The 24,674-nt window shown below is 65.7% G+C and carries 21 protein-coding genes and 1 tRNA gene; 11 read left to right on the top strand and 11 right to left on the bottom strand.

Annotation, left to right across the window (positions count from 1 at the left end; all coding sequences use genetic code 11):
* Positions 1–21 precede the first annotated feature (21 nt).
* From WK25_RS04595 to serS, 3 genes are all read right to left on the bottom strand, one after another.
* Positions 22–1,557: a methyl-accepting chemotaxis protein gene (locus WK25_RS04595; protein ID WP_059543878.1), complete on the bottom strand. Its 1,536-nt coding sequence runs from the start codon at positions 1,555–1,557 to the stop codon at positions 22–24.
* A 293-nt stretch (positions 1,558–1,850) separates the two neighbouring features.
* Positions 1,851–1,941: transfer RNA gene (locus WK25_RS04590), tRNA-Ser, on the bottom strand.
* 130 nt (positions 1,942–2,071) lie between these two features.
* Positions 2,072–3,373 (bottom strand): serine--tRNA ligase, encoded by a 1,302-nt coding sequence (gene serS / locus WK25_RS04585; protein ID WP_069241079.1) that lies wholly within the window; start codon positions 3,371–3,373, stop codon positions 2,072–2,074.
* Positions 3,374–3,595: 222 nt separating this feature from the next.
* Here serS and WK25_RS04580 point away from each other — a divergent pair, with 222 nt between their 5' ends.
* Positions 3,596–3,862 (top strand): DUF2164 domain-containing protein, encoded by a 267-nt coding sequence (locus WK25_RS04580; RefSeq protein ID WP_059543880.1) that lies wholly within the window; start codon positions 3,596–3,598, stop codon positions 3,860–3,862.
* 42 nt (positions 3,863–3,904) lie between these two features.
* On the opposite strand, the gene WK25_RS04575 is transcribed toward WK25_RS04580, so the two are convergent.
* The 3 genes from WK25_RS04575 to WK25_RS04565 all read right to left on the bottom strand — a co-directional run bounded on the left by WK25_RS04575 (position 3,905) and on the right by WK25_RS04565 (position 8,533).
* Positions 3,905–5,215 (bottom strand): replication-associated recombination protein A, encoded by a 1,311-nt coding sequence (locus WK25_RS04575; RefSeq protein WP_040143634.1) that lies wholly within the window; start codon positions 5,213–5,215, stop codon positions 3,905–3,907.
* Between the two features lie 272 nt (positions 5,216–5,487).
* Complete coding sequence (gene lolA, locus WK25_RS04570) at positions 5,488–6,177, bottom strand: outer membrane lipoprotein chaperone LolA (protein WP_040143633.1); 690 nt, start codon at positions 6,175–6,177, stop codon at positions 5,488–5,490.
* A 46-nt stretch (positions 6,178–6,223) separates the two neighbouring features.
* A complete protein-coding gene (locus WK25_RS04565; RefSeq protein WP_040143632.1) occupies positions 6,224–8,533 on the bottom strand; it encodes a DNA translocase FtsK in 2,310 nt (769 codons plus the stop codon).
* Between WK25_RS04565 and WK25_RS31095 the strand changes: the two genes are divergently transcribed.
* From WK25_RS31095 to WK25_RS31085, 6 genes are all read left to right on the top strand, one after another.
* Positions 8,532–8,843 (top strand): hypothetical protein, encoded by a 312-nt coding sequence (locus WK25_RS31095; RefSeq protein ID WP_156789003.1) that lies wholly within the window; start codon positions 8,532–8,534, stop codon positions 8,841–8,843. The genes WK25_RS04565 and WK25_RS31095 overlap by 2 nt on opposite strands.
* A gap of 97 nt (positions 8,844–8,940) precedes the next feature.
* Positions 8,941–9,903: a thioredoxin-disulfide reductase gene (trxB, locus tag WK25_RS04560; RefSeq protein ID WP_059543883.1), complete on the top strand. Its 963-nt coding sequence runs from the start codon at positions 8,941–8,943 to the stop codon at positions 9,901–9,903.
* Positions 9,904–10,036: 133 nt separating this feature from the next.
* The gene (locus WK25_RS04555) at positions 10,037–10,816 is read left to right on the top strand and encodes a Smr/MutS family protein (RefSeq protein WP_059543885.1); all 780 of its coding nucleotides are present in this window, start codon (positions 10,037–10,039) and stop codon (positions 10,814–10,816) included.
* Entirely contained in the window at positions 10,803–11,426 is a 624-nt protein-coding gene (locus WK25_RS04550; RefSeq protein WP_069241078.1) for a trimeric intracellular cation channel family protein, read from the top strand. The genes WK25_RS04555 and WK25_RS04550 overlap by 14 nt, the downstream gene beginning before the upstream one ends.
* Before the next feature lie 177 nt (positions 11,427–11,603).
* Entirely contained in the window at positions 11,604–12,170 is a 567-nt protein-coding gene (locus WK25_RS31090) for a hypothetical protein (RefSeq protein WP_156789002.1), read from the top strand.
* Positions 12,171–12,172: 2 nt separating this feature from the next.
* The gene (locus tag WK25_RS31085) at positions 12,173–12,997 is read left to right on the top strand and encodes a hypothetical protein (protein WP_156789001.1); all 825 of its coding nucleotides are present in this window, start codon (positions 12,173–12,175) and stop codon (positions 12,995–12,997) included.
* 356 nt (positions 12,998–13,353) lie between these two features.
* Here WK25_RS31085 and WK25_RS04535 read toward each other — a convergent pair whose 3' ends face one another.
* The 4 genes from WK25_RS04535 to WK25_RS04520 form a co-directional block, all read right to left on the bottom strand.
* A complete protein-coding gene (locus tag WK25_RS04535; protein ID WP_069241075.1) occupies positions 13,354–14,472 on the bottom strand; it encodes an ABC transporter ATP-binding protein in 1,119 nt (372 codons plus the stop codon).
* 110 nt (positions 14,473–14,582) lie between these two features.
* Complete coding sequence (locus WK25_RS04530; protein ID WP_040143627.1) at positions 14,583–15,440, bottom strand: carbohydrate ABC transporter permease; 858 nt, start codon at positions 15,438–15,440, stop codon at positions 14,583–14,585.
* Positions 15,430–16,368: a carbohydrate ABC transporter permease gene (locus tag WK25_RS04525; RefSeq protein WP_040143626.1), complete on the bottom strand. Its 939-nt coding sequence runs from the start codon at positions 16,366–16,368 to the stop codon at positions 15,430–15,432. Before WK25_RS04525 ends, WK25_RS04530 begins: the two co-directional genes overlap by 11 nt.
* 138 nt (positions 16,369–16,506) lie before the next feature.
* The gene (locus WK25_RS04520) at positions 16,507–17,754 is read right to left on the bottom strand and encodes an ABC transporter substrate-binding protein (RefSeq protein WP_040143625.1); all 1,248 of its coding nucleotides are present in this window, start codon (positions 17,752–17,754) and stop codon (positions 16,507–16,509) included.
* Positions 17,755–18,183: 429 nt separating this feature from the next.
* On the opposite strand from WK25_RS04520, the gene zwf reads away from it, so the two are divergent.
* The 3 genes from zwf to WK25_RS04505 all read left to right on the top strand — a co-directional run bounded on the left by zwf (position 18,184) and on the right by WK25_RS04505 (position 22,327).
* Entirely contained in the window at positions 18,184–19,653 is a 1,470-nt protein-coding gene (gene zwf / locus WK25_RS04515; RefSeq protein WP_040143624.1) for a glucose-6-phosphate dehydrogenase, read from the top strand.
* Positions 19,654–19,740: 87 nt separating this feature from the next.
* Positions 19,741–20,421, top strand: a complete 681-nt coding sequence (pgl, locus tag WK25_RS04510; RefSeq protein WP_040143623.1) for a 6-phosphogluconolactonase — start codon at positions 19,741–19,743, stop codon at positions 20,419–20,421.
* The gene (locus WK25_RS04505) at positions 20,399–22,327 is read left to right on the top strand and encodes a bifunctional transcriptional regulator/glucokinase (RefSeq protein ID WP_040143622.1); all 1,929 of its coding nucleotides are present in this window, start codon (positions 20,399–20,401) and stop codon (positions 22,325–22,327) included. Before pgl ends, WK25_RS04505 begins: the two co-directional genes overlap by 23 nt.
* Positions 22,328–22,658: 331 nt before the next feature.
* On the opposite strand, the gene WK25_RS04500 is transcribed toward WK25_RS04505, so the two are convergent.
* Positions 22,659–23,876 (bottom strand): Bcr/CflA family multidrug efflux MFS transporter, encoded by a 1,218-nt coding sequence (locus WK25_RS04500; RefSeq protein WP_040143621.1) that lies wholly within the window; start codon positions 23,874–23,876, stop codon positions 22,659–22,661.
* 232 nt (positions 23,877–24,108) lie between these two features.
* Here WK25_RS04500 and WK25_RS04495 point away from each other — a divergent pair, with 232 nt between their 5' ends.
* Positions 24,109–24,561 (top strand): hypothetical protein, encoded by a 453-nt coding sequence (locus WK25_RS04495; RefSeq protein ID WP_040143620.1) that lies wholly within the window; start codon positions 24,109–24,111, stop codon positions 24,559–24,561.
* Positions 24,562–24,674: the final 113 nt, after the last annotated feature.

The raw sequence follows: 24,674 nt of genomic DNA, 5'->3' as shown, positions 1-24,674 counted from the left end.
GCGCGGTCGAACGCACGAGCGTCACGCGGCCAGCGGCAACTTGAATACCGAGACCGCGTGCCGCAGCGCACTCGCCTGTTCGGCCAGCGCCTGCGTCGCCGCCGACGCCTGCTCGACGAGCGCTGCGTTGCGCTGCGTCGCCTCGTCCATCTGCGTGACCGCGACGTTCACCTGCTGGATGCCGCCGCTCTGCTCCTGCGACGCGGACGAGATCTCGCCCACGATCGTCGTCACCCGCTGCACCGCGCCGACGATCTCGTGAATCGATTCTCCCGCTCGGGCGATCAGTACGGCACCGTCGTCGACGCGACGCGTCGATTGCTCGATGAGCGTCTTGATCTCCTTCGCCGCGGCAGCACTACGCTGCGCCAGCGTGCGCACCTCGGATGCGACGACCGCGAAGCCGCGCCCCTGTTCGCCCGCCCGCGCCGCCTCGACGGCCGCGTTCAGCGCGAGGATGTTCGTCTGGAACGCGATGCCGTCGATCACCGCGATGATCTCGCCGACCTTCGCCGAGCTCGCGGCGATTCCGCTCATCGTCTCGACGGCGTCCGTCATCACGCTGCCGCCCGCGGACGCGATGTCCGACGCGTCCCTTGCGAGCTGCGCCGCGTGCTGCGCATGCTCGGCCGACTGGCGCACGATGCCTGTCAGCTCGGTCATGCTGGCGGCCGTTTCCTCGAGCGACGCGGCCTGCGCCTCCGTGCGCGACGACAGGTCGTGATTGCCCGATGCGATCTGCGCACTCGCCGTCGCGACGGCTTCGGCATGCGTGCGCACCTCGAGCACCACGCTCGACAGGCTGGCCTGCATCGTCTGCAACGCGCGCAGCAAGTCGGCGATCTCGTCGCGACCGGCCACGTCGACGTCGCGCGTCAGATCGCCGCCGGCCACCGCCTGCGCACAGGCGACTGCACGATCGAGCGGCCGCAGGATCGCACGGCTGAACAGGAATGCGCCAATCAGCGCGATGCCGAGCACGATCAGCATCAACACTACGCTCGCCACGGTCGCGCGGCTCGCATCGCGGCTCGCTCGCGCCGACACCGCGGCACTTTCGTCGGCGATCGTCTTCGCCGCGCGCTCGAGCAACGTCGCGGGCGCACGATCGACGCCCGCGACGGCAGCATCACCGGCCGCCGGCTCGAATCCCGCCGCCTTGAATGCGTCGAAGCCGCGCCGATAACCGTCGCCCATCGCCGCATGCGCGCGCATGAACTGCTCGACGAGCGTGCGGCTCTCGCCGGGCGGCAACTCGTTGACGAGTTGCGCGGCGAGCGTATCGACCGCGCGTTCGCGCGTCTGGAATGCCTGCCAGTACGTGGCGAGCTTGTCGGGCTGCTTGCCGCGCAGCAGCGTGTCCTTCCACTCCTGGACCTGCAGCTTGAACTGCACGAGCGTCGCCGATGCGAGCCGCTCGTCGGCGACATGCGTCTGCACGTCGTTCGCGAACGTATCGATCGACCGGTTGAGGATGTGGATGCCGTACAGCGCGCCGCAGAACATCAGCAGCAGCGCAACGGCGAATGCGAAGGGAATCTTGTAGCTCAGTTTCATGGGACCTTGGATCGATGCATAACGACGACGGCGCGAAAAGCGCGCGTCGCCGTCCGCTGTTAACGGCGCACGAAGCCAGGGCTGAAGCGCGAACGGCGGCTGGGCCGCCGACGCTGGGCGGTCGGGTGCGGCCGCGACGGCCGACCGGCAGGCGTGAGCGCCCCCGCCGACGCGTGGAGATGGATGCGAATGCCGATGCGCGGGGGCGCATACCGCGGCATCGACAATGCACGGGAATGGGCGACCAAAACGAAAAACCCCGTGATCCTTTCGAATCACGGGGCTTCGTATTTTGGCGGAGAGGGTGGGATTCGAACCCACGGTACGGGGAAACCGTACGCCTGATTTCGAGTCAGGTACATTCGACCACTCTGCCACCTCTCCTTCCTTGCTGCTTCATTTCCCGGTTGGTCGTGTCCGGGAAAGCAAAGATTATAGAACGATATCTTCGAAACTCACAAGCCCTTTTTGCAAATTTTTTTGCCGGCCGTCGAACGGCGATCGTTGCGCGATCTCACGACGCCTGTGCGGGCGCTTCGATGCGCTCGAGTCCGCCCATGTACGGACGCAGCGCCTCGGGCACCGTAACCGAGCCGTCGGCATTCTGGTAGTTCTCGAGCACCGCGACGAGCGTGCGGCCGACCGCGAGACCGGAGCCGTTCAGCGTATGCACGAGTTCCGGCTTGCCCTGCGCGTTGCGGAAGCGCGCCTGCATCCGGCGCGCCTGGAACGCCTCGGTGTTCGAGCAGCTCGAGATCTCGCGATAGGTGTTTTGCGCGGGCAGCCACACTTCGAGATCGAACGTCTTCGCGGCCGAGAAGCCCATGTCGCCCGTGCACAGCGTGATCACGCGGTACGGCAGGCCGAGCTTCTGCAGGATCGCTTCCGCGTGGCCGACCATTTCGTCGAGCGCCGCGTACGATGCGTCCGGCGCGACGATCTGAACCATCTCGACCTTGTCGAACTGGTGCTGACGGATCATCCCGCGCGTGTCGCGGCCGTACGAGCCGGCTTCCGAGCGGAAGCACGGCGAATGTGCGGTGAGCTTGATCGGCAGCGCGGAGCCTTCGACGATCGATTCGCGCACGGTATTCGTCAGCGAAATCTCGGACGTCGAGATCAGGTATTGCGTGATGGTGTTCTCGGCACCGCCCTTCTCGACGCGGAACATGTCGTCGGCGAACTTCGGCAGTTGGCCCGTGCCGTACAGGATTTCCGGGTTCACGATGTACGGCGTGTACGTCTCGCTATAGCCGTGCTGCTGCGTGTGCGTATCGATCATGAACTGCGCGAGCGCGCGGTGCAGGCGTGCGATCGAGCCGCGCAGCATCGTGAAGCGTGCACCGGCGAGCTTCGCGCCCGTCTCGAAATCGAGGCCGAGCGGCGTGCCGACGTCGACGTGATCCTTTACCTCGAAGTCGAACTGGCGCGGCGTGCCCCAGCGGCGCACTTCGACGTTGTCGGCCTCGTCCTTGCCGACCGGCACGCTTTCGTGCGCGATGTTCGGCATGCCCAGCATCAGGTCGGACAGACGCGCCTGAATCTCGCCGAGCTTCGCTTCCGACGCCTTCATTTCTTCGCCGATCCCGCAGACTTCAGCCATCACGGCCGACGTGTCCTCGCCCTTCCCCTTCATCGCGCCGATCTGCTTCGACAGGCTGTTGCGGCGCGCCTGGAGCTCTTCGGTACGGGTCTGGATCGCGCGGCGTTCCGCTTCGAGCGCGGAGAACGCGGCGACGTCGAGGGTGTAGCCGCGATCGGCGAGGCGCTTCGCGACGCCGTCGAGGTCTTTGCGCAGCAACTGGATGTCGAGCATGGGAGGACTTTGGAAAATCGTTGTGTAAGACGGGAATTCTAACGCACCGCGGGGCCGCTACGGCACTGGCCGGACGGACGATGGCGCAAACGCGCGCCGCGCATGGCAGTATTGCGGTGCGCATCGCGTATCGCGCCGCCGGCGAAAGCGCGCCGAGCAACACCACCGTGCAGCGCGCGACGGCGGCTCCGCCCTGATATCACCATTACCCGAGGGACCCCGATGGCCATCGAACTCGACAGGGACGTCCGCGACCGCGCGGTCGCGTCGCTGCAACGCTATTTCGCGGAAAACATGGACGAGCCGATCGGCAACATCCAGGCCGGCGCGCTACTGCACTTCTTCGTCGAGGAAATCGCGCCGGCAATCTACAACCTCGCGATTGCCGATGCGCAGGAGCGCCTGCAGGCGCGGGTCGCCGAGCTTGACATCGAATGCCACGCGGAGCCGTTCGAGTACTGGAAAAAGCAGCCGGGCCCCAAGCGCTGACGCACCGGCCAGCTGCGCCGGGCGGCGCGCGCCGGGCGGCGGTCAGTCCTTCTTGCCGGCCTCGCGGTCGAGCTCGCGCAGCCATGCAAGCTTGTCGGCGATCTTCGATTCGAGCCCGCGCGGCACCGGCTTGTACCAATGCGGCTCGCGCATCCCTTCCGGCAGATAGCTCTCGCCGGCCGCATACGCGTTCGGCTCGTCGTGCGCGTAGCGGTACGCGTGACCATAGCCGAGTTCCTTCATCAGCTTGGTAGGCGCGTTGCGCAGATGCACGGGCACTTCGCGGGACTTGTCCTGTTTCACGAACGCCATCGCCTGGTTGAACGCGTTGTAGCCCGCGTTGCTCTTCGCCGCGCACGCGAGATAGATCACCGCCTGACCGAGCGCCAGCTCGCCTTCCGGAGACCCGAGCCGCTCGTAGGTTTCTGCTGCGTCGTTCGCCATCTGCAGCGCGCGCGGGTCGGCGAGGCCGATGTCTTCCCACGCCATCCGCACGATCCGTCGCGCGAGATATTTGGGATCCGCACCGCCGTCGATCATCCGGCAGAACCAGTACAGCGCGCCGTCCGGGCTCGAGCCGCGCACCGACTTGTGCAGTGCCGAGATCTGATCGTAGAAATTGTCGCCGCCCTTGTCGAAGCGCCGTGCGTTCAGCGTCATCGCATTGCTGACGAAATCGGCGTCGATGGTCGTGACCCGGGCCGAGGATGCAGCCGTTTGCGCCTGCTCCAGCAGATTCAGGAAGCGCCGCGCGTCACCATCCGCGTAACCGATCAGCGTATCGATCGCCTTGTCGTCGAACGCAAGCCCATCGAGCGCGATTTCCTGTGCGCGCTTGAGCAACTGCCGCATCTCGTCGTCGTTCAGCGACTTCAGCACGTACACCTGCGCCCGTGACAGCAGCGCCGAGTTCACTTCGAAACTCGGGTTCTCGGTCGTCGCGCCGATGAAGGTCACGAGCCCCGACTCGACGAACGGCAGCAACGCGTCCTGCTGGCCCTTGTTGAAGCGATGGATTTCGTCGACGAACAGGATCGTGTGGCGGCCGGTGCGGTTCAACGTGTCCTTCGCCTGCTCCATCGCCTCGCGTATGTCCTTCACGCCGCCGAGCACCGCCGACAGCGCGATGAATTCGCAGTCGAAAGCGAGCGCGGTGAGGCGTGCAAGCGTCGTCTTGCCGACACCGGGCGGCCCCCACAGGATCATCGAATGCGGTTTGCCGGATTCGAACGCGAGCCGCAGCGGCTTGCCTTCGCCCAGCAGATGCGTCTGGCCGATCACCTCGGCGAGCGTCTTCGGCCGCAGCGCCTCGGCGAGCGGCCGGCGCGGCTCGACTTGAAACAGGTCGGACATGAACCCTCGCTCCAGATCAAACGATGGCGGCCGGACCGGCCGCCGGACCAGACATTATGACAGCGGCACGTCCGTGCCGCCGCGGGTGGCGCGTGGTAGCCGCGCGTCGTACTCGCGTCCGGTGACCGGGTCGGGTGTACACGTCATGTGCCCGCGCCTGGTGCCCGTGCCCCGTGCCCGCGCCCGGTGCCCACGCCCGGTGCCCGCGCCCCCAAACAACACGGGCCTGCCGTTGCCGGCAGGCCCGTGGCGGGAAAACGGCGCAACAAACGTCAGCCGTTGATCACGTCCGCGCCTTTCGGCACGACGAACTTGAACGCATCGCCCTTCAACGGCGGGTTCGTCTGGATGTTCGTGAACGTCAGCAGCGTGACGTTGCCGAACACGTCGTGCAACTCCATTGCCGCAAGCGTGCCGTTGCGAAAGCCGATGCCGATCCGCTGGAACTGCGTGTCCTGCGCCTTCGGCAGCATCTCGAGCCATTCGATGCCGCCCTTCTCGCCAGCATCGCGCAGCGTGTAGTTCTTGTCGAGGTCGTTGCTGCCGAACAGGATCGCGGCCGGGCTCGCGCCAAGCGCGCCGTTCAGCTTGCGCTCGGTGACCTGGTTCAGGTCGCGGTCGTACACGTAGAGCTTGTCGCCGTCGGCCTGCAGCACCTGCTGGTACGGCTTCTGATAAGTCCAGATGAACTTGCCCGGGCGCGAGAACACGAACGTACCGCTCGAATTGTCGTTGGGCTTCGGTGCGGCTTGCGCGGCGCTCGCGCCCTTGGCCGGCGCCTTGACGATTTGCTGCGTGAAATCGCCCTTCGCCGAACGCACCTGCGACACGAAGGCCTTCAGCTGCTCGGTGCCGCCCGCGAACGCGTGCGTCGCCGCGAGCATCAGCGATGCGCCCACGCACGCCGCGCCGAGCCAGCGCCGCGTCGAACGAAGGGAAGGGACGAACGAAAGTTGCTGCATGATGCGGTTTTCTCCCTGGGTGGCCGGCGCTGCGAGCGCCGCGGACTCATTCCGCGTCGCGCACCGGCACAAGAATTTCGCGGTTGCCGCTCGACGACATCGCCGACACGAGCCCCGACTGTTCCATCTGTTCGAGCAGCCGCGCCGCGCGGTTGTAGCCGATCCGCAAATGGCGCTGCACGAGCGAGATCGACGCGCGGCGGTTCTTGATGACGATTTCGACCGCCTGGTCGTACAGCGGATCTGACTCGCCGCCGCCTTCACCGGTTCCCGCGCCGGCCGAGCCCTCGTCGCCGTCGGCGGTGCCGCCTTCGAGTAGCCCTTCGACGTAGTTCGGCTCGCCCTGTTCTTTGAGCTTCTCGACGACGCGATGCACTTCGTCGTCGGCGACGAACGCGCCGTGCACGCGCACCGGCAACCCGGTGCCCGGCGGCAGGTAAAGCATGTCGCCCATGCCGAGCAGCGATTCGGCGCCCATCTGGTCGAGAATCGTGCGCGAGTCGATCTTCGACGACACCTGGAATGCGATTCGCGTCGGCACGTTCGCCTTGATCAGGCCCGTGATCACGTCGACGGACGGACGCTGCGTCGCGAGGATCAGGTGGATGCCGGCCGCGCGCGCCTTCTGCGCGATCCGCGCGATCAGCTCCTCGACCTTCTTGCCGACGACCATCATCAAGTCGGCCAGCTCGTCGATCACGACCACGATGTTCGGCAGGCGGCCGAGCGGCTCGGGATCGTCCGGCGTCAGGCTGAACGGATTCGGAATCTTTTCCTCGCGCTTCGCCGCGTCGTCGATCTTGTTGTTGTAGCCGGCGAGGTTGCGCACGCCGAGCTTGCTCATCAGCTTGTAGCGGCGCTCCATTTCCGCGACCGTCCAGTTCAGCGCGTGGCCGGCCTGGCGCATGTCGGTGACGACCGGACACAGCAGATGCGGAATGCCTTCGTAGACGCTCATTTCGAGCATCTTCGGATCGATCAGGATCAGGCGCACCTGCTCGGCGGTCGCCTTGTACAGCAACGACAGGATCATCGCGTTGATCCCGACCGACTTGCCCGAACCGGTCGTGCCGGCGACGAGCAAGTGAGGCATCTTCGCGAGATCCGCGCACACGGGCTTGCCGCCGATGTCCTTGCCGAGGCTCAGCGTCAGCGCCGACGATGCTGCCGCATAGACCTCCGAGCCGATGATCTCGGACAGATGGACTGTCTGGCGGCGCTGGTTCGGCAGCTCGAGCGCCATGTAGTTCTTGCCGGGGATCGTTTCGACCACGCGGATCGACACGAGCGACAGCGAACGTGCAAGATCCTTCGCAAGGTTGACGATCTGGCTGCCCTTCACGCCGGTGGCCGGCTCGATCTCGTAGCGCGTGACGACGGGGCCCGGATACGCGGCCACGACGCTCGCCTCGACGCCGAAATCCTTCAGCTTCTTCTCGATCAGGCGCGACGTGAATTCGAGCGTATCGGCCGAAATCGCTTCCTGCGTCTTGGGTGCGGGATCGAGCAGCGACACCGGCGGCAGCGTCGAGTCGCCCGGCAGATCGGTGAACAGCGGCACCTGGCGCTCGCGCTCGACGCGCTCGGACTTCGCCGGCGTGACGACCGGCGGCACGATCGTCACGGGCTCGTGATCCTCGATGCGCACACGCTCTTCCTCGACCTTGCCTTCGCGACGCACGGCCGCTGCCTCGCCGAGCTTGCGGTCGCGCTCGGCCTCGCGGCGCAGCTTCGCGACGTTGACGGCCGACAGGATCGCGCCGCCGACGCGCTCGGCGACCGACAGCCACGAAAAGCGGAAATACAGCGACAAGCCGATCGCCAGCAGAATCAGCAGCAGCAGCGTGCCGCCAGTGAAGCCGAACGCGTGCGACATCGCGCCGGCGACGGCCTCGCCGATCACGCCGCCCGGCGCGCGCGGCAATTGCACCTTCAGCGACCACATCCGCAGCGCTTCGATGCCATCGCACGCGAGCACGACGAGCACGAACGCGAAGATTTCGGTAAGCCAGCCGATCGGCCGCTCCGGTTCGTCGACGACCGCCTCGTGACGCGTGATGCGCCGGTAGTTGACCGCGATGCGCCGCGCGAGCGGCACGATCAGCCAATACGCGGACAGCCCGAACAGCAGCAGGATGATGTCGGCCGTCCACGCGCCGACGCGCCCGGCCCAGTTCGAGATGTGGTCCACCTGCGCGGCGTGCGTCCAGCTCGGATCGCGCCGGCTATAGCTCAGCAGGGCCATCACCAGAAAAGCGCAGAGCGCGACCTGGAGAATCCAGCGGATCTCCGTGAGGAGCTTCGACATCCGGTGCGGCAACGCCTGTGCCTGGGCGGAATAAGGAGCTTTTGCCATGAATCCGTATAAAGAGGACGGGCCGCGCGCCCGCCTGTCGTTCGATCGCGCTTATTGTAAACGCTGCATCGGGCCGCCAAGTGTAAATGACGGTTACATCAAAGCGACGCGCCGCTCATCCGGTGACTACGGCGGCTACCGCGGATGCGAGCCGGACGCGCCGGCTGCGACGATGCACCGCGCGGTGCGGCGCCGCCGGGAGTCGGCGCTTCCGCCCGGCCGCCCATGGCTGCGCGCGCCGGCCAGCCGCGAAACGCTATCGTCGCGATTGAAACTCTCGTTCGGCAGCGCAGCAACGGGGCCTTTATAATGCGCGTCTGATACCCATCTACGACGGCATCCCGGTCAACCAGACCGCTCGGCGCGCCTTACCCAGCCCGCCGCGGCCGACTTTTACGGATTCGCACATGTCCACGCCCAAACACGCCAAAGTCCTGATTCTCGGTTCCGGCCCCGCCGGCTACACGGCCGCCGTCTACGCGGCACGCGCCAACCTGTCCCCGGTGCTGATCACCGGCATCGCGCAGGGCGGCCAGCTGATGACGACGACCGACGTTGAAAACTGGCCGGCGGACGCGAAGGGCGTGCAAGGCCCGGAACTCATGGCGCGCTTTCAGGAGCACGCAGAGCGCTTCAACACCGAAATCGTCTTCGACCACATCCATACCGCGAAGCTGCACGAGAAGCCGATCCGGCTGATCGGCGACTCGGGTGAATACACGTGCGATGCGCTGATCATCGCGACCGGCGCATCCGCGCAGTATCTCGGCCTGCCGTCCGAGGAAGCGTTCATGGGCAAGGGCGTGTCGGCCTGCGCAACCTGCGACGGTTTCTTCTATCGCAACCAGGAAGTCGCGGTGATCGGTGGCGGCAACACGGCCGTCGAGGAAGCGCTGTACCTGACGGGCATTGCGAAGAAGGTCACGGTGATCCACCGCCGCGACAAGTTCCGCGCCGAGCCGATCCTGATCGACCGGCTGCTCGAGAAGGAAAAGGAAGGCGTCGTCGACATCAAGTGGGATCACGTGCTCGACGAAGTGACGGGCGAGGAGTCGGGTGTCACGGGCCTGCGCATCAAGAACGTGAAAACGGGCGCGACGCAGGATCTGACCGTGCAGGGCGTGTTCGTCGCAATCGGCCACAAGCCGAACACCGACCTGTTCCAGGGTCAGCTGGAAATGAAAGACGGCTACATCCTGACGAAGAGCGGCCTGCAGGGCAACGCGACGTCGACGAGCGTGCCGGGCGTGTTCGCCGCCGGCGACGTGCAGGACAACGTGTATCGCCAGGCGATCACGAGCGCCGGCACCGGCTGCATGGCCGCGCTCGACGCGCAGCGCTACCTGGAAAGCCTGCACGACAAGAAGTAAGCCGCAAGCGTTTGCCGCGGCGGGCGCTACAATGGCGTCCGCTGCCGTGCAGCGCGCTTGACCGGAAAGCCGCTGCCGCGCAGCGGCTTTTTTGTGCCCGCGCGCCCGAACGCGCTTGCCCCGTTACCGAATCATGGCAAAGAACCAGCCCCATCCGAGCGATCCCGCGAAGCGGCAGATCGCCGCCCGTTCCGCGAATCCCGCGCCCGCGGCGGCGCCGCCCGTGCCGGCGCCGGCCGCGCTGCGCGGCCAGGGACTCGCGGGCCTCGGCGCGTTACGCAGCGCACTGCAGGGCGAAGCCGAGCGTCGCGAGCGCGCGCGGATCGAAACCGCGCAGGCCGCACGCAAGGCCGAAGCCGACGCGAACCTGTTCCGCAACGAAATCGGCGCGATCCGCCCGCTGAACGCGCCGCCGCGGGCAGCGTCCGGCCGCATCCCGCCCGCGCCAGTGCCAAAGCAGACCCAGCGTGACGAGGAAGCGGTGCTGAACGCGACGCTGTCCGACGAATTCGATCCGGAGACGCTGCTCGACAGCGACGAATCGCTGTATTACCACCGCCCGGGCATCAGTCGCGACGTCGTGCGCAAGTTGCGCAGCGGCGCGTGGATCGTGCAGGCGCAGCTCGACCTGCACGGGATGCGGCGCGACGAGGCGCGCGACGCGCTCGCCGAATTCATCCGCGAAGCCGGCAAGAAAGGGCTGCGCTGCCTGCGCGTAATCCATGGAAAAGGGCTCGGGTCGATCGGCAAGGAACCCGTGCTGAAGGGCAAGGTGCGCGCGTGGCTCGTGCAGAAGGAGGAAGTGATCGCGTTCTGCGAAGCGCGCGGCCACGACGGCGGCGCCGGCGCGGTGCTCGTGCTGCTGCAGCCGCTGACGGCGCCTGCCGAACGGGGGCCGCGTGCCGCATCCTAGGCTGACGCTTGCGATCGCGGTGCTTGAGGCGATCGCGACGCTGGCTTTCGCGATCTCGGGGTTCATCGAGGCGCGCAAGAATCGCCTGGACTCGGTCGGCACGTTCGTCGTCGCGCTCGCCACCGCGTTCGGCGGCGGCACGCTGCGCGACATCCTGCTCGAGCGCCGGCCGTTCTACTGGGTCGTGCACGACGACTACGTGATCGCCATCTTCGTGCTCGCGCTGTTCGCGCCGTTCGTGCTGCGCTTGCTGTCTCGGCTGTCGGCCGAGCGGATGCTGCTGGTGGCCGACGCGATCGGGCTCGGCATCTTCAGCATCTCGGGCACCGCGATCGCGCTCGATGCCGAGATGCCGCGCTTCATCGCGGTGATGATGGGCGTGATCACCGGCGTGGTCGGCGGCATCATTCGCGACGTGCTGTGCAACGACATCCCGCTGATCCTGCGCGATTCGCGGCCGTACGCGACCTGCGCGTTCGTCGGCTGCTGGTTTTATCTGCTGCTCGTGTGGCTGCAGTGCGACCTGGTGTACAGCATGCTGCTCGCGACCGCGCTTACGCTCGTCGCGCGGCTCGTCACGTTCAAACTCGACGTGCGGTTGCCGCACTGACGCAAACCGTTTTCCAGCATCTCAAGGGACCGATTCGGCAGTCCCTTGCCGCTGGACGCTCGTGATTCAGATCAAAACGAGCGAGTGCATATCGACACAATTCTTTACATTCTCCTTTCATTTCGCGACAAAACCATGCTACGTTCCGCCGCATGATTTCAACCTAGCGGCAGCGACATGGTCATCTTTTATGCGGTGGTCGAAGACGATCCACTGGACAGTGGCGGCTACGTCCTCGACGGGGGCAAATGCGGAACGATCGTCGGTGACGACGGCAAGCATCGAAGAATCACGTTCGTCGGACAACGTGCATGGTGTAGCACCTGCGAAAGCATCGGAACAATTGAAGCTGCACCCTGGGCTCCAAATGCAAAGCGATTACGCGACTTCACATGCGCAGGAAGAGTTCAGGCGCTGAGCGGAGATTGGGTTCGATGCCAATGCGACCGTCCTCCACGCATCAACTCCCGGTACGGACGCAAATGGAAAATAGAAGGAATAGCGCACAACGTGGAAATACCCGCCCCCGCCGCGATGTCGTCCCTCCAGCCGGCTGTGCCGCTCGTCTATGACGATCGCTTCGTCCTTCGGGACATTGCCGGCAATCCTCTGAGCTACGCCCGTTATGCGCTGCGGCGTGACACGGGAACGTTCGAATACGGCACGACGGACAGGCTGGGATACACGCACCTGCTTGCCTCGGTGCGGCACGCGGAAAACATAACGATCTATCTCGCGGAATAGCCATGCCGGACCATACTCACGTGTCGCCTGACGGCAATCGATACAAGCGGATCGCAACACGCACGACCACGCCAACGAGCGATACTTCACCGAAGCCGGTCACTGCGCGGTTCAAGACATTCTGGAAAACGGTCCGTCAGTGGACTGATACCGACATCGCTGAATACCATCTCACGCTGCCACAGCTGGCAACACAAATCCAGACAGAAACTTATTGGGATCGCAATGGAAGCACGCGCGCGAATCGATTTACGTGCGAGGACTTCGCACTACGCGTGCTTATCCAGTTTTCCGCCTTGCGAGGGCTGCCGCTCTGCCTGACAACGGACGTACGAAGCTATCGGAATATCGAAATCTACGGCGAGTCCGAGCATGGACGATACGATTCGACAATGTACGGTTTCGCCGATATGGTATCGCTGACTTTCGGCGCACCAGACTTACAGCGTACAGATTCGAACACCGTGCAGCTCCACGCGCCGGAGTCACTGCTGCCTGGAGACATGCTTGTACAGGCCAATGATCGCGCAGGCATCGGACACCACGTTCAAATGGTCATAAGGGTCTCGCCGTCGTCCATTGCGATCATGCAGGGTAATTCGAGTGGCGTGATCGTTCGCCCGTTCACAACAATCATGCGAATCTTCGGTCGCAATCGTGCGGATCCGCGAAGTGGCAGCTACGCAGGCATGAGGGTCGAGAATGGGCATTACACATCCGGCGAGGACGGGTGGGACTACAGAAACGAGACAACAGGCGCCGAAGTCAAAGACTTTCTGAAGCAGTTTCAGCTGTATCGCTGGAATTTCACCGCATTTAACCAGTAAGCCGTGGAACGGACATGCGTGCGCTTTTTCTGATGATCGCGGATAGCGATCTATTCGGTGCACTCGCGACAGTGTGTTTGCTTGTCGCAGTGGCCGGCTTATTTCCCAAGATACGCCGCTCGAATCTTTATTTTCCAGCCGTCTTCACGTGTCTTCTGTTCATGCCTGCGCTACACGCGATCGGTTCATATTTCCTCTCACTGCCGCATCCGTGACTGCACCGTGCGGCCCTCAGACATCGAGGAAAGGCTGTAACGACCGCGAATGCAGCGGCCTGGCTTACGCCCGGGCAGTCGACGAGCAGCCAAACCATCTGTGGCCTGAACACATCGTCGATAGCCCCAAGCGTGTTTGCCTCACGCAATCCGCTCTTCCGACGCCGGATCGAACAGCACCGCCTTCGACACGTCGAACAGCAACGACTGCGTCTGCCCCGGCTGCGGATTCGCGGCCGGATGCACGCGGCTCACGATCCGCTTGCCGTTCACCTGCGCGAACACGTGCGTGTCCGGCCCCGTCGGCTCCGTCACGTCGACGCGCACGTCGATCGGCTGCAGCTTCGACGCCTCGCCGTGATGCGCGTTGCGCGCGTCGGTGATGCGCTCCGGACGCAGGCCGAGGATCACCTCGCGGCCGACGTGGCCGTTCATCCGCTTCGCGTCGAACGGCAGGTTCAGCGCGCTGCGCCCAAGCCCCGTGTCGATCTCGAGCGCGACGCCGCTGCCCTGCTCCACCAGCTTGCCGTTGATGAAGTTCATCGGCGGCGCGCCGATGAAGCCGGCGACGAACAGGTTCGACGGCGAATCGTAGATTTCCTGCGGCGCGCCGAACTGCTGGACGACACCGTCCTTCATCACCGCGATCCGGTCGCCAAGCGTCATCGCCTCGATCTGATCGTGCGTCACGTAGACGATCGTCGTGCCGAGGCGCTGGTGCAGCAGCTTGATTTCCGCGCGCATCTCGATGCGCAGCTTCGCGTCGAGGTTCGACAGCGGTTCGTCGAACAGGAACAACGACGGATCGCGCGCGAGCGCGCGGCCCATCGCGACGCGCTGGCGCTGGCCGCCCGACAGCTGGCCGGGCTTGCGGTCGAGCAGATGCTGGATCTGCAGCATCGCGGACACACGCTCGACGATCTGCTGCTGTTCGCTCTTCGGCACCTTGCGGATGTTCAAGCCGAACGAGATGTTCTCGCGCACCGTCATCGACGGATACAGCGCGTACGACTGGAACACCATCGCGATGTCGCGATCCTTCGGCGACAAGTCGTTGACGACCTTGCCGTCGATGCAGATCTCGCCGCTCGTCACGGTCTCGAGGCCGGCGATCATGTTGAGCAGCGTCGATTTCCCGCAGCCCGATCCGCCGACCAGGATCAGGAACTGTCCGTCCTCGATCTCGATGTCGACACCCTTCAGGACCGGCACCCCGTTCGGGTAGGTCTTGTACACGTCACGGATGGAAAGGCTTGCCATGCTGTGAATCCTCTGTCTCGTCTCGCGCGGCGCTACGGCGCCGCGTCGGGTTCGTTTCGATGCGCCGCGCGTCGCGCGCGGCCGGTTCGTCGTATCGGATGAAGCCGCGCTTACCCCTTCACCGCGCCCGCCGTCAGGCCGCGCACGAAGTAGCGGCCGGCGACCACGTAGACGAGCAGCGTCGGCAGCGCGGCGATGATCGCGCCGGCCATGTCGACGTTGTATTCCTTCACGCCCGTCGACGTGTTCACGAGGTTGTTCAGCGCGACCGTGATCGGCATCGAGTCGACGCCGGAGAACACGATCCCGAACAGGAAGTCGTTCCAGATCTGCGTGAACTGCCAGATCAGGCACACCATGAAGATCGGCAGCGACACCGGCAGCAGGATCTTCGTGAAGATCGTGAAGAAGCCCGCGCCGTCGATGCGTGCGGCCTTCACGAGCTCGGCCGGCACGCTGACGTAGAAGTTGCGGAAGAACATCGTCGTGAATGCGATCCCGTACACGACGTGCACGAACACCAGGCCCGGAATCGTGTTCGCAAGGCCGAGCATCCCCTGCAGGCGCGCCATCGGCAGCAGGATGACCTGGAACGGAATGAAGCAGCCGACCAGCATCATCGTGAACAGCGCATCCGCGCCGCGAAAGCGCCAGTGCGTGAGCACGTAGCCGTTGAACGCGCCGATCAGCGACGAGATCAGCACGGCCGGAATCACCATCTGCAGCGAGTTCAGGAAGAACGGCTTCATCCCGTCGCAGCGCACGCCGGTACACGCGCCGCTCCACGCCTTCACCCACGGATCGACGGTCCAGTGCGACGGCGGCGTCAACAGGTTGCCGGTACGAAGCTGGTCGAGATCCTTGAACGACGTCGACAGCATCACGTAGATCGGGAACAGGAAATACAGCGCGAACAGGATCAGCGCCGCATAGATCACTGCCCGGCTGATCGTCATCTTAGGCTGCATTGCGGGTGCTCCTCGATTCCATATACATCAGCGGCACCAGCACCGCGACCACCGTCGCGAGCATCATCACCGACGACGCCGCGCCCAGGCCCAGCTGGCCGCGGTTGAACGAAAACGTGTACATGAACATGGCCGGCAGCGACGACGACGTGCCGGGCCCGCCCGCGGTCAGCGCGACGACCAGGTCGAACGTCTTGATCGTGATGTGGCACAGGATCAGCAGCACCGAGAAGAATACAGGCCGCATGCTCGGGATCACGATCTTGCGGTAGATGGTCGGAAGCGTCGCGCCGTCGACCTGAGCGGCCTTGAAAATCTCGCCGTCGACGCCGCGCAGCCCCGCGAGGAACAGCGCCATCACGAAGCCGGTCGACTGCCACACGGCCGCGATCACGATACAGAAGATCGCCTTGTCCGGATCGTCGAGCCAGCCGAACGAGAAGCTCGTCCAGCCCCAGTCGTGCATCACCTTCTCGAGGCCGAGACCCGGGTTCAGGATCCACTGCCATGCGGTGCCGGTCACGATGAACGACAGCGCCATCGGGTACAGGAAGATCGCGCGCAGCGCGCCTTCGTTGCGGATGCGCTGGTCGAGCAGGATCGCGAGGAACAGGCCGAGCCCGACGCAGATCGCGATGAACGGAATCCCGAACCAGCCGAGGTTCGCGGCGGAAGTCCACCACACATCGTTCTGGAACAGGTCCGTGTAACGGCCGAAGCCGTCGAATTCGTAGTTCGGCAACAGCCGCGAATTGGTCAGCGACAGATAGCCGGTAATCAGGATGAAGCCGTAGATGAACACCACGGCGATCGCGAGGCTCGGCGCGAGCACGAGCTTCGGGATCCAGCGATCGGCGAAGGCCGACATCGGCGACGTGCGCCGCGCGACGGCAGTGCCGGATCCGTTTCCGCTAAGAGGGGCAGCCACTTGATTCGACTCCTGGAACGAGGGCGGCGCAGGCCGGGGCCGGCACCGGTACGGCGCGGGCCCGCGGGCGAGCCCGTTTGCTGCACATGCAAAAACGCCCGGCCGACGATGCGTTTCCGGCCGGGCGCCTGTCGCGCTTTACTTCACCTTCGCGGCTTTCGCGAGCGCGGCCACTGCGCTCTTCGAATCCTGCTGCGAATTCATGAACTTCGTCACGACGTCGGTGATCGCACCGGCCGTCGCATCGCCTTGCGCCATCCCGTGCGCCAGCGACGGCACGAAACCGCCCGACTTGATCGCGGTCTGCTCGTCCGCGTACGACTTCTTCGCGCAGTCGTCGAACTTGTCCATCTTCACGCCGAGACGCACCGGCACCGAGCCCTTCAACAGGCTGAACTGCTCCTGGAACTCCGGCGTCATGATCGTCTTCGCGAGCGCGATCTGGCCCGGCGTCGCGTTCTTCTCGCCCTTCTGCTGGAAGAACACGAACGAGTCGACGTTGAACGTGTACGCGTTCGCGGTGCCCGGCACCGGCGCGCAGATGTAGTCCTTGCCCGCCTTCTTGCCGGCGTTCTCGAACTCGCCCTTCGCCCAGTCGCCCATGAACTGCATGCCGGCCTTGCCGTTGATGACCATCGCGGTCGCGAGGTTCCAGTCGCGGCCGTTGCGGCCAGTGTCGAAGTAGCCCTGGATCTTGCGCACCGTATCGAACACCGACACCATCTGCGGCGACGTCAGCGTCGCCTGGTCAAGATCGACGAGCGCCTTCTTGTAGAACGCCGGACCCTGCGACAGCACGACGTCTTCCCACAGCGTCAGGTCCTGCCACGGCTGGCCGCCCATCGCGACCGGCTGGATGCCCGCGGCCTTCAGCTTGTCGGCGACCGCGAAGAATTCCGCCCACGTGGTCGGCACCTTCGCACCGACCTTGTCGAGCGCGGCCTTGTTGATGTACAGCCAGTTCACGCGGTGCACCGAGAACGGCGCGGCGACCGTGTGGCCCTTGTACTTGATGATCTTGTCGATTTCCGGCGGCAGGTTCTGCTTCCAGTCGCCCGCGGCGGAATCGATGTTGACGAGCACGCCCTGGTCGGCCCAGTCCTGGATCAGCGGGCCCTTGATCTGCGCGGCCGACGGTGCGTCGCCGCTGATCACCTTGGTCTTCAGCGCGGTCATGGCCGCCGCGCCCGCGCCGCCCGCGACCGCGAAGTCCTTCCACACGTAGCCCTGCTTCTGCATGTCGTCCTTCAGCACGCCGACGGCCTTGGACTCGCCGCCCGAGGTCCACCAGTGCAGCACCGTCACGTTCTCGGCTGCCTGCGCCGCCACGGCGCCAGCCATCAGACCCGCGGCGCAGAGCGCGCCCATGATCGAGCGAACTTTCATTACTTATCTCCTCCAGACTGAATCAACTCGTGAGGCTCCCCGACGGGGAACCGGCTTCTTGATAAACGACGGGGAAATCGAGCCGCGGGACGCATGCAGCGTACGGGGCCGATGACCGGCCGGGCTCTTACAGAAAGCGTGAATCGAGATTCAACGGCGTGTCTCCTCTTTGTGTTTCTGGCCCGCCGCGATGCCGCGGCGCGAGCCCGGGGGCGACGGCGCGCGACCGATGCGCTCCGTCAATGTCCGATACCATTCGGCACAAGGCGCTCCCGAGGCGAAGCTCGTGCAGTTCGTCGACCGCACATCTTTTTTTCTTCACCCAGGTGCTACCCCTTGCGGCGGATTGTAGTTAAACTACAATTCAGTGTCAAAAATATTTTTATCGCACTACGGATCGCTTCCGAGCACCCCAACTGGCGGAGACACATGCATACCGATTCCAGCTTTACCTTCGTACTTTTCGGCGGCACCGGCGACCTGTCGATGCGCAAGATCCTGCCCGCGCTGTTCGAAGCGCACCGCGGCAACATGCTCGCCGAAGGCGGCCGGATCATCGCCGTCGCGCGACACGAATCGGATCGCGCCCACTATCTCGAGTGGGTCGACACGCACGTGAAACCGCATGCGACGAAGGCAGCCGGCAGCGCATTCGACGAAAGCGCATGGAAGTCTTTCCTCGAGCGCATCGAATACGTGAACCTCGATCTCGGCCGCGCGGAAGACTACGTCGTGCTGCGCGACGCGATCGCGCATCTGCCCGGCATCCGCGTGTTCTATCTCGCGACGGGCCCGTCGCTGTTCGTGCCGATCTGCAAGGCGCTCGCGTCGGTCGGCCTGAACGAAGGCGCGCGGATCGTGCTCGAGAAGCCGCTTGGCTACGACCTGCGCTCGTCGAATGCGATCAACGACGCGGTCGGCGAGATCTTCGCGGAAGACCAGATCTACCGGATCGACCACTACCTCGGGAAGGAGCCGGTCCAGAACCTGCTCGCGCTGCGCTTCGGCAATGCGCTGTTCGAGCCGCTGTGGCGCCGCGAATGGGTCGAGAGCATCCAGATCACGATCGCCGAGGAGCTGGGCGTCGAGGCGCGCGGCGATTTCTACGACAATACGGGCGCGCTGCGCGACATGGTGCAGAACCACCTGCTGCAGCTGCTGTCGATCGTCGCGATGGAGCCGCCGCATTCGATGGATTCGGACTCGGTGCGCGACGAAAAGCTGCGCGTGTTGCGTGCGCTGAAACCCGTCGATCCGCGCGACATCGGCAAGGTCGCGGTGCGCGGCCAGTATCATGCGGGCGTGATCAAGGGCGCGCAGGTGCCGGCATACGCGACCGAGCCGGGCGTGAAGCCGGACAGCCAGACCGAGACCTTCGTCGCGCTGAAGGTCGAGATCGAGAACTGGCGCTGGGCCGGCGTGCCGTTCTTCCTGCGCACCGGCAAGCGGCTGGCCGATCGCGTCGCGGAAATCGTCGTCAACTTCCGTCCGGTGCCGCACTCGGCGCTCGGGCCGACCGCGCTGCGCGCAGGCTCGAACCGTCTCGTGATCCGGCTGCAGCCGAACGAGACGATCCGCCTGTACTGCCTCGCGAAGCAGCCCGGCGAGGGGATGAATCTCGCGAGCGTGCACCTCGACCTCGCGTTCGACCAGTTCTTCAAGGAAGGGCAGATGGAGGCGTACCAGCGTCTGCTGCTCGACGTGATCAACGGCCGCCTCGCGCTGTTCGTGCGCCGCGACGAGCAAGAGGCCGCGTGGCGCTGGGTCGAGCCGATCCTGAACGAATGGGCGCGCACGCTGAAGCCGCCGAAGCCGTACGCGGCGGGCACGTGGGGGCCGGCCGCGGCAAGCGCGATGCTCGCGCAGCACGGCACCTGCTGGCTCGAAGAGGAAAACTGATGCAAACCGTTGCCGCGCACATCGTACGCGCGGCAACGTGCCCCACGATTCATACGAATTGAACAGACAAAGCAGTCCGGAGGAGATGTGATCGAGATCCACGCTTTCGACACCCAGGAAGCGCAAAGCGAAGCGCTCGCGCGCGCCGTCGGCGATGTGCTGCGCGCGGCGCTCGCCGGCCCCGCGCGCCCGACGCTCGCGGTGTCCGGCGGTACGAGCCCGCGCCCGTTCCTGCAAACGCTGTCGCATGCAGCGCTCGACTGGGCCGGCGTCGACGTCACGCTGGTCGACGACCGCTGGGTGCCGGAGAACGACGCGGCCAGCAACGCGCAGCTCGTGCGCGACACGCTGTTGCAGCACGCAGCGGCCCCTGCCCGCTTCCTGCCGCTCGTCGACACGCGCGTGCCGCTCGACGCGCACGTCGCCGCACTCAACGCGAACGCCGATTACCGCGTGCCGACCGTCGCCGTGCTCGGCATGGGCGAGGACGGCCATACCGCGTCGATCTTCGCCGATGCGCCCGAATGGGACCACGCGATCACGACGTCCGAACGCTTCGTCGCCGTGCATCCCGGTGCGGCGCCGCATGCGCGCGTGAGCTATTCGCTCGATGCGCTCAAGCGCGTCGACCGGCTGTTCCTGCTGATCGCCGGCGCCGCCAAGCGCGACGTGCTCGACGCCGCAGCGGCCACGCTGCAGAAAAACGCGATTTCCCAACTGGCCAACGACAAGGGGACCAAGCTCGATGTCTACTGGTGCGCAAAGTAAGGCTGTCGTCGCCGGCCAGCACGCCGACGGCCCGCGCCTGCTCGCGGACGTCGGCGGCACCAACGCGCGTTTCGCGCTGGAAACCGGCCCGGGCGAAATCACGCAGATCCGCGTCTATCCCGGTGCGGACTACCCGACGCTCACCGACGCGATCCGCAAGTATCTGAAGGACGTGAAGATCAGCCGCGTGAATCACGCGGCGATCGCGATCGCGAACCCGGTCGACGGCGACCAGGTCACGATGACCAATCACGACTGGAGCTTTTCGATCGAAGCGACGCGCCGCGCGCTCGGCTTCGACACGCTGCTCGTCGTCAACGACTTCACCGCGCTCGCGATGGCGCTGCCCGGCCTGACCGACGCGCAGCGCGTGCAGATCGGCGGCGGCGCGCGCCGCCAGAACAGCGTGATCGGGCTGCTCGGGCCCGGCACCGGGCTCGGCGTATCGGGCCTGATTCCAGCGGACGACCGCTGGATCGCGCTCGGCAGCGAAGGCGGTCATGCGTCGTTCGCACCGCAGGACGAGCGTGAGGATCTCGTGCTGCAGTACGCGCGCAAGAAGTTTCCGCACGTGTCGTTCGAACGCGTGTGCGCGGGCCCGGGCATGGAGATCATCTACCGGGCGCTCGCCGCGCGGGACAAGAAGCGCGTCGCCGCGTCCGTCGATACGGCCGAGATCGTCGAGCGTGCGCATGCAGGCGACGCGCTCGCGCTCGAAACCGTCGAATGCTTCTGCGGGATCCTCGGTTCGTTCGCCGGCAGCGTCGCGCTGACACTCGGCGCGCTCGGCGGTGTCTATATCGGCGGCGGTGTCGCGCTGAAGCTCGGCGAGCTGTTCACGCGCTCGTCGTTCCGTGCACGCTTCGAGGCGAAGGGCCGCTTCGCGCACTATCTGGCGAACATCCCGACCTACCTGATCACCGCCGAATATCCGGCGTTCCTCGGCGTGTCGGCCATTCTCGCGGAGCAGCTGTCGAACCGTTCGGGCGGCGCGTCGTCGGCCGTGTTCGAGCGGATCCGCCAGATGCGCGACGCGCTGACGCCGGCCGAGCGCCGCGTCGCCGATCTCGCGCTGAACCATCCGCGCTCGATCATCAACGATCCGATCGTCGACATCGCGCGCAAGGCGGACGTGAGCCAGCCGACGGTGATCCGCTTTTGCCGCTCGCTCGGTTGCCAGGGGCTGTCGGATTTCAAGCTGAAGCTCGCGACCGGTCTCACCGGCACGATTCCGATGAGCCACAGCCAGGTGCATCTCGGCGACACGGCGACCGATTTCGGCGCGAAGGTGCTCGACAACACGGTGTCTGCGATTCTGCAGTTGCGCGAGCACCTGAACTTCGAACATGTCGAGAACGCGATCGAAATACTGAACGGCGCGCGCCGCATCGAGTTCTACGGGCTCGGCAATTCGAACATCGTCGCGCAGGACGCGCATTACAAGTTCTTCCGCTTCGGGATTCCGACGATCGCGTACGGCGACCTGTACATGCAGGCCGCTTCGGCCGCGTTGCTCGGCAAGGGCGACGTGATCGTCGCGGTGTCGAAGTCGGGGCGCGCGCCCGAGCTGCTGCGCGTGCTCGACGTCGCGATGCAGGCCGGCGCGAAGGTGATCGCGATCACGTCGAGCAATACGCCGCTCGCGAAACGCGCGACCGTCGCACTCGAAACCGATCACATCGAGATGCGCGAGTCGCAGCTGTCGATGATCTCGCGGATCCTGCATCTGCTGATGATCGACATCCTCGCGGTCGGCGTTGCGATCCGTCGCGCGTCGACCAACGGCGAACTGCCGGACGCGGTCGCTCAGGCGCGCGCGCGGGCAAGCGACGACGAAACGGCCGACGTGCTCGACTGGCTGAGCCATGGCGCGTCGCCGGCGGCGAAGGACGTCGCGCGGGATTGATACAGGGGCAAGAAAACGCCTCGGTCAAGCAACACCCCGAACGCTGGATGGCCGATCCGCGTTCGGGGTGTTGTGCATTGGGCGGGTTGCTTGACGTGTCGCCGTAGGAATTCACGGATGAACACCGCACGGCACTGTACCGACGATGCCAGCGAAGCCGCGTCGCCAACAGGAAACAGGAGCGGGCTTCGCGTGGCAATCGCTATCCGAACACGCATCAATGAATGCGCGGCAGGCGCTCCGGTGCTCTCGCGCATTCGGGCTCACGCATCGCACGGATCGCGGTTGCGCGTGCGGCCGTCGCCATCCGCCACCGCGCGCGCCGCGCCGATCAAGCGCCGGTCGGCACCGCCCGTCCATGCCAGCGCAGCACGAGGAAGCGTCCGACGAAACACAGCACGCCGGTGACGCCGATCGTCACGCCCATCGCGAACGGCGTACCGTCGGCGAGGGCGCCGATCGCGACGCTCGCGAGCGCGCCGAGAGCGAGCTGCATCGCGCCGAACACGGCCGCAGACGCACCCGCATTGTGCGGATAGCGATGCATCAGATCGGTCGTGCAATTCGCCGACAGGATGCCGACCACGCCGACGACGAAGAACAGGCACACGACGATCGACCACAGCCCGCCCCACCCCGTCAGCGCGACGAGCGCGACCGCGAGCGACGCAACGACGCTCACGAGCGACGCAGCCGAGATGATGCGCAGCGAGCCGAGACGGCCGACGAGCCGCGTGTTGGTGAAGTTGCCGATCATGATCCCGACGACGTTGAGCCCGAACAGCAGCCCGTAGTGCTGCGGCGACACGTGGAAATACTCGATGTACACGAACGGTGTCGCGGTGATGTACGAGAACATCGACGCGAACGCCATCCCGCCGCACAGCATGTGCCCCCACGCGACCGGATCGGACAGGATGCGTCCGTACGATGCGAACGACGCGAGCACCGCCGCGCTCTTGCGCCGCTCCTTCGGCCAGGTTTCGGGCACGCGCAGGTACGCGGTCGCCGCGCACAACGCGCCGAATGCGGCAAGCACGACGAACACGCCGCGCCAGCCGGCGAAGCGCAGAACCTGGCCGCCGAGCAGCGGCGCGAGCAGCGGCCCGACCGCGGTGACGATCGCGACCATCGACAGCACCTTCGCCGCGTCGGTCGGTTCGTGCGCGTCGCGCGCGATCGCGCGTGCGAGCACCGACGCTGCGCCCGCGCCGAGCGCCTGCAGGAAGCGCACGAGGATCAGCATGTCGATCGAGCTCGATACGAAACAGCCGACGCTCGCGAGCGTGAACAGCGCGATGCCCCCCAGCAGCACCGGGCGGCGGCCCCACGTGTCGGACAGCGGGCCGTAAAGCAGCATGCCGATCGAGAAGCCGGCCATGAAACTCGTCAGCGTGCGCTGCGCGGCGCCGGGGCTCACGGAGAAGCCCGCGGCAATCGACGGCAGGCTCGGCAGGTACATGTCGGTTGCGATCGGCCCGCAGGCTGCGAGCGCGCCGAGCAACAGGATCAGCCGGGCATCGGGCCGGCGCCGGACGACGTGAGACATGGGTTTCCGGATTGGAGGCCCGCGCGCGTCGGGGCGCGCGTGGCGGTGAAGACGGGAGGCCGCGCCGCGAACGGCGCGTTCAGGCCCATGATTGTACGCGCAACTTTTTCGCGTGCCGCGCAGGGCCGGAATACGCGCGCACGATCTGCGCCCGGAAATTCGCACGTGGATTCGATTAAGCTTGCTGCTCGCCGCCTTTCTCGTCAGACCATTTCGACGTACGACCCGAACGATGACCGCCTTCCTGCTGATCTGGAGCCCCAAGAAGTGGCCGTGGCCCGAACTGCCCGACGTCGCCGCACGCGTGAAGGCCGGCGAAGCCGTGCACGACGTATGGGGCTGCGGCTTCGCGCGCGGCATCCTGCCGGGCGACCGCGTGTTCCTGCACCGCGTCGCGAACGCGCCGAAAGGCGTGTTCGGCTCCGGCTACGTGACGCGGGCGCCGTACGAGGTCGCCGACCCGGCGACGAAACGGGGCTACCGGCTCTGCATCGACTTCGTGTACGACTGGCTCGTCGACGCGCATCAGGAGGTCGTGATTCCGCGCGACGCGCTGCGCGTGCATCCGTACTCGGTGCAGACCTGGGACGCGCAGAGCTCCGGTACGTCGATCAAGCCGATGGTCGAGGGGCCGCTGGAAAAGCGCTGGGCCGAGCTGACCGGCAAGCGCAGGCCGCCGCGATAAAAAGGGGGCGGGCGCACCTTTCGCGCGTAGCGGCTCCGCCTATTCCCGCCGCGCGTACACGCCGCAGGCCAGCCCGCGGGCCTGCCGCGCGCGTCTCTTGTACAATCGGACGA

The sequence above is a fragment of the Burkholderia latens genome, assembly GCF_001718795.1.
Classification (GTDB): domain Bacteria; phylum Pseudomonadota; class Gammaproteobacteria; order Burkholderiales; family Burkholderiaceae; genus Burkholderia; species Burkholderia latens_A.
Note: the sequence above shows the minus strand (reverse complement) of the source record. Positions and strands in the feature narration are given on the sequence as shown.